This window comes from Pseudomonas sp. B1(2018) (assembly GCF_003097365.1).
GTDB lineage: Bacteria > Pseudomonadota > Gammaproteobacteria > Pseudomonadales > Pseudomonadaceae > Aquipseudomonas > Aquipseudomonas laurylsulfatiphila.
Genome location: NZ_PYUK01000015.1, coordinates 158,574 through 167,821, shown reverse-complemented (window position 1 = coordinate 167,821; position 9,248 = coordinate 158,574). Strand labels below are relative to the sequence as shown.

The 9,248-nt window shown below is 58.9% G+C and carries 7 protein-coding genes and 1 pseudogene; 3 read left to right on the top strand and 5 right to left on the bottom strand.

Annotation, left to right across the window (positions count from 1 at the left end; translation table 11 throughout):
* Window positions 1-571 precede the first annotated feature (571 nt).
* From C9422_RS22660 to kynU, 4 genes and pseudogenes are all read right to left on the bottom strand, one after another.
* A pseudogene (locus C9422_RS22660) lies at window positions 572-986 on the bottom strand (glycine zipper domain-containing protein).
* Window positions 987-1,109: 123 nt separating this feature from the next.
* Window positions 1,110-2,519: an amino acid permease gene (locus tag C9422_RS22655; RefSeq protein ID WP_116582223.1), complete on the bottom strand. Its 1,410-nt coding sequence runs from the start codon at window positions 2,517-2,519 to the stop codon at window positions 1,110-1,112.
* An 85-nt stretch (window positions 2,520-2,604) separates the two neighbouring features.
* Window positions 2,605-3,918, bottom strand: coding sequence for an OprD family porin (locus C9422_RS22650; RefSeq protein ID WP_116582222.1), 1,314 nt, complete (start codon window positions 3,916-3,918; stop codon window positions 2,605-2,607).
* 102 nt (window positions 3,919-4,020) lie between these two features.
* On the bottom strand, window positions 4,021-5,271 hold the full coding sequence (gene kynU, locus C9422_RS22645; protein WP_116582221.1) for a kynureninase: 1,251 nt from the start codon (window positions 5,269-5,271) through the stop codon (window positions 4,021-4,023).
* Between the two features lie 210 nt (window positions 5,272-5,481).
* On the opposite strand from kynU, the gene C9422_RS22640 reads away from it, so the two are divergent.
* Window positions 5,482-5,955, top strand: coding sequence for an Lrp/AsnC family transcriptional regulator (locus tag C9422_RS22640; protein WP_007971266.1), 474 nt, complete (start codon window positions 5,482-5,484; stop codon window positions 5,953-5,955).
* 14 nt (window positions 5,956-5,969) lie between these two features.
* Here C9422_RS22640 and C9422_RS22635 read toward each other — a convergent pair whose 3' ends face one another.
* The gene (locus tag C9422_RS22635) at window positions 5,970-6,983 is read right to left on the bottom strand and encodes a helix-turn-helix domain-containing protein (RefSeq protein ID WP_116582231.1); all 1,014 of its coding nucleotides are present in this window, start codon (window positions 6,981-6,983) and stop codon (window positions 5,970-5,972) included.
* A gap of 374 nt (window positions 6,984-7,357) precedes the next feature.
* Between C9422_RS22635 and antA the strand changes: the two genes are divergently transcribed.
* Both antA and antB read left to right on the top strand, forming a co-directional pair.
* Window positions 7,358-8,749, top strand: a complete 1,392-nt coding sequence (antA, locus tag C9422_RS22630; RefSeq protein ID WP_116582220.1) for an anthranilate 1,2-dioxygenase large subunit — start codon at window positions 7,358-7,360, stop codon at window positions 8,747-8,749.
* On the top strand, window positions 8,749-9,240 hold the full coding sequence (gene antB / locus C9422_RS22625) for an anthranilate 1,2-dioxygenase small subunit (protein WP_007971272.1): 492 nt from the start codon (window positions 8,749-8,751) through the stop codon (window positions 9,238-9,240). The genes antA and antB overlap by 1 nt, the downstream gene beginning before the upstream one ends.
* The last annotated feature ends 8 nt before the right edge of the window (window positions 9,241-9,248 follow it).

Here is a 9,248-nt window from a genome sequence, read left to right as displayed (position 1 = left end):
CACCACCACCACCACCACCACCACCATCCTTGGCATAGGCAGTGGCGTCATGGGAAATGGAGTCCGGTACCAAAACGATGGAGGACGAAAGGACGCCACCGATTGCCAGCGCCAATAAACCTTTCTTGAAAAGCAGGTAAGTGTTCATCGTGCATTCTCCTGGTGATTTACCGCGAGCAGTGTCAACGCGATCCGCGTTGCAATCCGGGAGCGGCATGGGAATAAGCTTTACTGTTTCCCCTTGAATCTTTGGCGTGGGAAATTTTCCCACCCAATGAAAACTAGCCCTTTCTGGCTCCGGGTCAACCCGCGCAGCAGAAAGCCGACCGACGGTGAGACACGTCAGCACTCGGCGTAAATGGATAACGTTGTGTGAAAGCAATCGAATGATCGGCAGAACGCCAATGGCTCATGGATAAAGGGCAAGTGGGCGAGAGGCCTCTACCCCGGGTGATCGCCGAGACGTCAAGGCGGCTCGGGCATGACCTGAAAGACCAACCATAAGGGGAGCGCCATGCCCGCTCCCCTTTTTAAAACAAAGCATTCCGAATGCTCTGTCTCGCACCCGCGATCAGTCGTGATGTTTGTGTTTATGTTTATTCTTGTGTTTATTCTTTTGCTTGTAGCCCGACATCGGCCATATTGTTGCCGATCGCACCACCTGCTGCGCCACCCAGACCCGCGCCGATCAGGCCACCGGTGGAACCACCGACACTGTTGCCGATGACCTGGCCACCCGCCGCACCGAGACCTCCGCCAATAGCGGACTCGGTCTTCTTGCCACTCTTGGCGGTCATTGCGCCCCCGGCCGCGCCACCGACGCCGGCGCCGATCGCAGCGCCAGTGCTACCGCCCATAGCCTGACCGACCACGCTGCCAAGAGCGCCGCCGACACCGCCACCGATAGCCGTGTTGGTGGCTTCGCCGGCGAGGGAGTACTGCGATACAAGCAGACTTAATGCAACAACAGTGAATGACTTACGCATCAGACGGACCTTTAGGAACACACAAAAAGGACAAAGTCTGTTGGTACGAAACAGCCAGGTCAACAGATATTCGGCCGGGCGTTACAAACAAGGGAGCTACGCAACAGCGAGGCTCCCTTCGGTCTAGCCCCTGGGCTGCGGATTCAGCACCGCAACGCCCTTGGATTTCCTGAAGAAAATGCCGTAGACAACCGACAGCACCAGCAAGAACGGCACACCGAACACCAGGGTCATCTTGAAGGCCTCTGTGAAGTAGGTCGTGATCATCACGGCCCCCATCAGGACCAACCCCAACAAGGTGCTGTAGGGAAACAGACGCATGCGGAACGACAATTTGCGGTTGCCATTGCGTTCATGAAAACGACGGAAACAGTAGTGAGTGAGGAAGATCATGAACCAGGTAAAGATCGCCCCGAACATCGAGATCGCCATCATCAGGGTGAACGAACTTTCCGGGTACAGGATGTTGAGCAAGGTCGCCAGGGCGATCCCCGAGCTCGAAAGCAACAGCGCGTTCAACGGGATCCCGGTCTTGCTCAACACCCCCATGGATTTTGGCGCATAGCCGGCTCGAGACAGGCTGAACATCATGCGCGTGGTGATGTACAACTGGCTGTTCATCGCCGACAACGCCGCGATCAGGATCACGAAATTCATCACACCGGTGGCGCCGGGAATACCGATGGCCTGCATGACCGTGACGAACGGACTCTGGGCATGGTCAGCCTGGACCCAAGGCACGATCGCCAGCATCAATGCCAGGGTCAGCAGGTAGAACACCACCAGGCGCACGATAGTCCCGCGAAAGGCTTTCTTCACCGCCTGCTCCGGATCCTTCGCCTCACCGGCCGCCACCGCGATCATCTCCACGCTCAGGTAGCTGAAGATCGACACGATCACCGCGATCCACATCCCTTGCAGGCCATTGGGGAAGAAACCGCCGTGAGCGGTGTAATTGTGCACGCCGTATTCGGGATTGCCGGAACCGAACACCACATACACCGCCAGGATAATGAAGCCGACAATCGCGCCGATCTTGATGGTCGAGAACCAGTACTCGAAGGTACCGAAGGTCTTCACGCTGATGGCATTGAGCACGATCAACACGCTGGAGAACGAGACGATCCAGATCCATTCCGGCACATTGGCAAACCAGTACTTCATGTACATCGCCACCGCCGTCACTTCCGTACCGACCGCGAGCACAATCGCCGCCCAATAGGCATAGCGCACCAGGAACCCGGCCAGCGGGCTGACATAAAATTCGGCATAGGCGCCGAACGAACCCGAGGTCGAATGGGCCACGGTCATTTCCGCCAGACAGCCCATCAACAGCAAGGTGATGATTGCGCCAATGGCATAGCTCAACAGCACGCTCGGCCCGGCATAACCGATGGCATAGGCGCTGCCCATGAACAGCCCGGTGCCGATTGCACCCCCAATGGCGATCATGCTCATCTGCCCCGACGTCAGTTGACGCCGCAGGCCATGTTCACGGTTGGATATCGTTTCGAAACCGCAGTTATCGGTCATTTCTATGTCCTCTGGATTTTGTCTTTCTTGAAGAGCACGTCGTGGGTTTAACGGTGGGGATCAGCCACGCACAGCAGGACACGGATCAGAAAATACTCAGTGGATACTCGATGATCACCCGGACTTCGTTGTTGTCCGTGGTGTCGGCCCGGGCGACTTGCGCTGTGGAGCGCACACTGGCCTGACGCACGCGTATTGATAGGTCCCTGGCCTTGCCCGACTGCACGACATAGCGCGCCTCGAGGTCGCGTTCCCAGCGCTTGCCGTCATCGCCGTAACGCCCATAGGCGCCATTGGGGCCGCCGTCGTAATGGCTGTCATCGATGTGGTCGCCACTGACGTAACGCGACATGAAGCTCAGCCCCGGCACGCCGAAAGGCGCCATGTCCAGGTCATAGCGCAGTTGCCAGGAGCGTTCGTTGGGGGCGTTGAAGTCGAGGACCTGAATCGAGTTGGCGAGAAAAATCGACGTGCCCGGTTGCTGGTCGAAACCCAGGTAATCGAACGGCTCTTCGCCATCGACCCGCTGGTACGCCAGGGTCAACCGATGAGCACCGAACCTGTACGCGGTGGCAAACGACCAGGTGGTGTTGTCGATCCTGCCGGCCAGGCTGTCGCCGTTATCGTTGGTGCGATAGAGATTGAAATCCAGGTTCAGCGACTGGTCTGGCGTCAGCACATAGGTGTAGTTGACGTTGCCGTAGTACTGCCGCCAGATGTCGGTGAACTGAGAACCGTACAGGCTGACACTCAACTGATCGCTCAGCGCATAGCTGCCGCCCAGGTAATCGACGCTGCGGGTTTCCACCCCGGCGTACAGCGCTTTAAGGGCGCCATCGGCATTGGTCGAATTATTGTCGTTGCCGGCAGTGAAGTGGCCAATGTCCAGTTGCAACGCCTTGAGCTCATTGCTGGTCAGCTGGAAGCCGGTGGCACTGCTGGTGAACAGTCGCGCATTGCCGGTGCCGAACACCGGATTGAGCGGTGTCAGGTTGCCGTACTTGAGCTCGGTCTGCGAAATCCGCGCCTTCAGCGCACCTCCGGCTTCGGAGTACTCATCCTCGGGACGGCCATCGGAATCGACCGGCAACAACCCTGTGCCCGTGCGCCCCTTGCCACTGTCGAGCTTGATGCCCAGCTGCGCGTAGGCATCGACCCCGAAACCCACCGTTCCCTGGGTGTAGCCGGAGCGGTAGTCGAGCATGATCCCGTGGGCCCACTCGTCCCGATAGTTCTGAGCGCCCGGGTTGTTGAGGTTGTTGCGGTAGAAATAGAAGTTGCGGTTGGTCAGGGTCAGGCTGCTGTCTTCGACAAATCCGTTGTCAGAGGTGGCACAGGCCATTTGGCCAAGGCAACTGGAGATGGCGAGCGGCAAGGCAGGCCAGAGGGACAGTTTCATTCTGCGTGCTCCTTATTATTGTGATTGCAGAACTGGTTATTGCCGGCGCCCGAACGCCCGCCGCGGGAAAATGCCCGCAGCTGGACCAGGACGCCGCAGGTTTCAAGTCACGCTGTGGCGAACCTGGTATCGCGCTTGCGACCAGGTGTTGCGGTCGAGGATCTCGCCGAGGATCTGCACCGCATCCCAGACCTCAGTGAAGGTTGTGTACAACGGGGTGAAACCGAACCGCATGATGCGCGGCTCGCGGTAGTCACCAATCACGCCACGGTCGATCAGGGCCTGGATCACCGCATAACCTTCGGGGTGTTCGAAGCTGACATGACTGCCGCGTCTGGCGTGTTCACGCGGGGTGATCAACTTCAGTTGATGAGCCGCGCAACGCTGCTCGACCAGTTCGATGAACAGGTCCGTCAGGGCCAGGGATTTGCGGCGCAGGCTGGCCATGTCGGTCTGGGCGAACACGTCCAGACCGCACTCGACCATCGCCAATGAGGTGATCGGTTGAGTGCCGCACAGGTAACGCGCGATGCCGCTGCTCGGCTCGTAATGCGACTCCATGGCGAATTGCCGTGAGTGGCCGAACCAGCCGGACAAGGGTTGTGGCACCAGATCGCACAATGACGGCGAAACCCAGACAAAAGCCTGCGATCCCGGCCCGCCATTGAGGTACTTGTAGGTGCAGCCGATGGCGTAGTCGGCACCGGCCTGGTGCAGGTCGACCGGTACTGCGCCTGCGGAATGCGCCAGGTCCCAGATGGCCAGCGCGCCACATTCATGGGTCAGCGCGGTCAGGGCCTGCATGTCGTGCATGTAGCCGGTCTTGTAATTGACGTGGGTGAGCATGACCACCGCCGTGTCCTGGTCAATGGCTTGCGGCAAGGCTTCAGGACTGTCGACCAGGCGCAGGGTATAACCCTGCTGCAGCATCTGCGCGAGGCCTTCGGCGATGTACAGGTCGGTGGGAAAATTGCTCGATTCGCTGACGATCACTCGCCGCTGCGGTGACCTTGTGGCCTGTACGCGCAAGGCAGCGCTCAGCACTTTGAACAGATTGATCGAGGTGGTATCGGTCACCACGACCTCCCCCGCCCCCGCGCCGATCAAACCCGCCAGGCGGTCGCCCAGACGCTCGGACAGCTCGCGCCAGCCAGCGCTGTTCCAGCTGCGGATCAAGCCATTGCCCCATTCCTCGGCGACCACCGCTTGTGCCCGCGCCAATGCCGCGACCGGCCGCGCACCGAGGGAATTGCCATCAAGGTAGATAATCCCTTCGGGGAGCGCGAATTGCTGGCGCAGGGGCGCCAGAGCGTCCTGGGCATCAAGCGCCAGGCAACTGTTTCTTGTCGTCATCGAGTGTCCTGTTTTTTTGTCATGGGACGCCATCCGGGCGGGTTGCATCAGCCGGATCAGGCGCCCTGGTTCAAGGCGATCAACCTGCCTTTGGGTAGAGAGATAATGAACGAACCTTTGGAGAATTTTCGTGCAAAGTAACCAGCCATGTAGTAGTTATTTCGCAGATAATTCGAATCCAACACCCATAAACGCGGATTTATTCAAACCATGAATCTTGACTCGACAGACCTGCGAATCCTGCATCAGCTGCAACAGGATGGCCGAATCAGCAATCAGGAACTGGCGGAGAAAGTCGCCTTGTCACCGTCGGCCTGCCTGCGCCGGTTGCGCCTGCTGGAAAGCGAAGGAATCATCACCGGCTATCGCGCGGTGCTGAATGCCGAACGGTTGGGCATCGAGCTGGAAGCCATCGTCCATGTGTCGTTGCGACAGGACGTCGAGGACTGGCACGAGACCTTCATCAAGAAGGTCCAGCAGTGGCCGGAGGTGGTCACCGCCTATGTCATTACCGGGGCGAGCAACTATGTGTTGCGGGTCCAGGCACGCAACCTCAAACACTTCTCGGATTTCATCGTCAATCACCTCAACCGCACCGCCGGCGTCACCGACATACGTTCGGAGATCGTCCTGCAGAAAATCAAGGAGCGCGAGCAGTTGCTCGATCTGGTGGTACGCAAGTAAGACCGCAGTGTCCTTCAGAGCCCGTGCAGGCGCCGGGCCTCCTTGCGCTGCAACGTCATGCTCGGGGTTTCGTCGAACAGCTTGCGGTATTCGCTGGAAAAACGGCCCAGGTGCATGAACCCCCAGCCCATGGCTATCCCGGAAATGTTGCGTGCCGAACCGTGCTCGAGAATTTCCTGGCGTACGGCATTCAAGCGATACTTTTTCAGGTAGGCCATGGGCGACAAGGCGAAGTACTTCCTGAACGCGTCGAACAACTTGAAGCGTGAAACGCCGGCAGCGGCTTCGATGTCCTCCAGGTGCAACACTTCGCGGGCGTTGTCGTGGATGTACTGTCGAGCCCTGACCAGGTAGTGCGGCAACTTCACGCCCAACGCGTCCCGCAGTTCCTGCGAATAGTTGTTGGGCTGGGCGAGGATCAAGCCTTTGATCAGCGAGCTTTCAATGTCCCGGGTGAAGGCCACCTGCTCGAAGAGTTCACTGCTTCGCTCCAGCTCGTCGATGAAATAACGCGCCATGCGCCACCACGACGCCGACGCCCCATCGATCGCATCCATCATCGGCTCGAAGCGCAGCGGCACATCCAGCGGCCGTTGCAGCATCCCTTCCAGAGCCTCGCTCATCGCCACTCGGGTAATCACCACCTGGACCTTGCGACAGTCACCGGAGATTGCCAGCAGTTGGTGTTCATTGGGGGAAATGATGACCCCCTGATCGCGGTCGGACCTGACCACGCTGCCCGCCTTGCTCAGCTCCTGTTCGCCCGACAACGGCAGGCTCAGGCTGTAGCTGCTGAAGTGCTCGGCGTCTTCGATATCGATGGTGACGTCGGTGCCGTATTCGATGGTGCCCAGGGTGGTGGCCATCGATTTGAACATGTTGGCGTTGTGATGAAAGCGGATCCGTTCGGGGGTCGCGCTCACGAGTCGATGGGGTCCGCAGATACCGGACATCCAGCTTCTGGCAGCCTCCAGGTTATCGCTGTCGACACGAATGTCGCGAAACTGCGGATCCACTTTGCTACTCATCATGGTGCACTCACGGAGTCTGGTTCTGCGCGCTCTGGTGGCGCTTGTCAGGCGGGATGGGAGCAACTTCCACGCCATAAAACGTCGGTGCCGAATTAACGGATAGTGATTGGCAACTAAGCGGACAAGACATGGCTGGCGAAGCCGCAAAAGCCCTCGATCCGCACTCGACGTCGTGCAAAACAGTATCTGATTGGCGCCATCAGGTGCAGCCGTTTATCACCTGGTGGCGGATTTGTGTCATCGCTGCCCAACCGACTGTTACCTGGCCCCCAATTTTACGGACTGCCTTCGCCAACTTATCGGATAGACCATCACCCGCCCCGCTTCTCTAATGAGCGCACCGATTAGCCGAATAAAAAAAGGTGCACACCATGAGTGGCGAAAGAAACGTCGAGCAATGGAAAACGTTTATCGAAAGCTGCCTGGACTTCCGTCCCGCAGAAGGTGTATTCCGCATCGCCCGGGAGATGTTCACCGAGCCGCAGCTGTTCGATCTGGAGATGGAACTGATCTTCGAGAAGAACTGGATCTACGCCTGCCACGAAAGCGAACTGGCCAACAATCACGACTTCGTGACCCTGCGCGCCGGCCGCCAGCCGATGATCATTACCCGCGACGGTGAGGGTCGGCTCAATGCACTGATCAATGCCTGCCAGCATCGCGGCACGACGCTGACCCGCGTGGGCAAGGGCAATCAATCGACCTTCACCTGCCCGTTCCATGCCTGGTGCTACAAAAGCGATGGCCGCCTGGTCAAGGTCAAGGCACCGGGCGAGTATCCGGAAGGCTTCGACAAAGCCACACGCGGCCTGAAAAAAGCCCGCATCCAGAGCTACAAGGGTTTCGTCTTCATCAGCCTGGATGTGCACGCCGACAACAGCCTGGAAGACTTCCTCGGCGATGCCAAAGTGTTCTTCGACATGATGGTTGCCCAGTCGCCGACCGGTGAGCTGGAGGTGCTGCCCGGCAAGTCGGCCTACACCTACGACGGCAACTGGAAGCTGCAAAACGAAAACGGCCTCGACGGTTATCACGTCAGCACCGTCCACTACAACTATGTCGCCACGGTGCAGCATCGCCAGCAGGTCAACAGCGAAAACGGCAACGCCGCCAGCAGCACCCTCGACTACAGCAAGCTCGGCGCCGGCGACGCCAATACCGATGATGGCTGGTTCGCGTTCAACAACGGTCACAGCCTGCTGTTCAGCGACATGCCCAATCCTTCGGTACGCTCCGGCTACGCGACGATCATGCCGCGACTGATCGAAGAACATGGCCAGCAAAAGGCCGAGTGGATGATGCATCGCCTGCGCAACCTGAACATCTACCCGAGCCTGTTTTTCCTCGATCAGATCAGCTCGCAATTGCGCATCATCCGTCCGGTGGCGTGGAACAAGACTGAAATCATCAGCCAGTGCCTGGGGGTCAAGAACGAGTCGGACGCCGACCGCGAAAACCGCATTCGCCAGTTCGAGGATTTCTTCAACGTCTCGGGTCTGGGCACGCCGGATGACCTGGTGGAATTCCGTGAAGCCCAGCGTGGCTTCCAGGCGCGCCTGGAACGCTGGAGCGATATCTCCCGCGGCAGTCACCGCTGGGCCAGCGGCGCCACGCCCAACAGCGAAGCGATCGGCATTGCCCCGGCCATGACCGGCACCGAGTTCACCCATGAAGGGCTTTACGTCAACCAGCACAGCAACTGGCAGAAATTCCTGCTCGACGGCCTGGACGCCAAATCCCTGAAACTCCGTGAGGTGCAATGATGAATGCGCAACTGCAGTACCGGATCGAACAGTTTTTCTATCGCAAATCCGAACTGTGCGACGCCCAGGACTGGGATGCCTATGTCCAGCTGTTCGCCGAGCACAGCGAGTTCCACTTGCCGCAATGGGACTCCGAACACGTCTACACCCGCGACCCCAAACGCGAAATGTCGCTGATCTACTACCCCAACCGTTCAGGCCTGGAGGACCGCGTGTTCCGCCTGCGCACGGGCAAGTCCGCGTCCTCGACGCCGATGCCGCGCACCCTGCATCAGATCAGCAACGTGCGGATCGCCCCCCTGGAAAACGATGAACTGCAAGTGCAGCTGAACTGGCACACCCTGTATTACCGCCTGGCCACGGCCGAGCAGTTTTTCGGCCGCGCGACCTATCGCCTCAAGCCCCACGCCGATAGCTGGCTGATCGTTCGCAAGCATGTGTTGCTGCTCAACGACACCATCAATTCGGTACTCGACTTCTATCACCTCTGAACCCAGGG